The organism is Mesorhizobium sp. M4A.F.Ca.ET.022.05.2.1 (assembly GCF_003998845.1).
Classification (GTDB): domain Bacteria; phylum Pseudomonadota; class Alphaproteobacteria; order Rhizobiales; family Rhizobiaceae; genus Mesorhizobium.
Map to the genome: position 1 here is coordinate 1 of NZ_RZOJ01000832.1, position 469 is coordinate 469.

General features: G+C 68.0%; 1 protein-coding gene. It reads right to left on the bottom strand.

Translation table 11 applies throughout. The features are described 5' to 3' along the window. Positions 1 to 453: trypsin-like peptidase domain-containing protein (locus EN745_RS35680; RefSeq protein WP_348631000.1), on the bottom strand; the 453-nt coding region annotated here is incomplete at its 3' end. Positions 454 to 469 lie beyond the last annotated feature (16 nt).

The following is a 469-nucleotide window of genomic DNA, read 5'->3' on the forward strand; positions in this document are numbered from 1 at the left end:
GCCGACCAGTGTCGCTTTCAGCGTCACGCCGTCCGAGAAGTTCACCTCGATGTCGTCGGCGTCGGCGATGACGTGGTTGTTGGTCACCACGATGCCTTGCTCGGCATCGATGACGAAGCCGGAGCCCAGCGACTGCACCTTCTGGCCGCCGCCGCCCTTGTCGCCGCCGCGGTTCTTGAAGAAGTCGTCGAAGAAGTCCTGGAACGGCGAGCCCTCGGGCAATTGCGGCATCGGCGCCGCGCCGGGTCCCTCTGTGCCCTTTACCGTCTGCGAGGTCGAGATGTTGACGACGGCACCCAGCAGCCCCTGGGCAAGGTCGGCGACCGAAGCCGGTCCGTCGGCGGCGACGGTCGGTGTGACGGTGGACGGGACAACGAGGGTGCCGACGAGCAGCGCCGCTGCGCCGGCGACAAGCGTCCGCCTGGCCACGCGCAGAAGGGTGTTGGATGTCATCGAGGGCCTCCCGGTG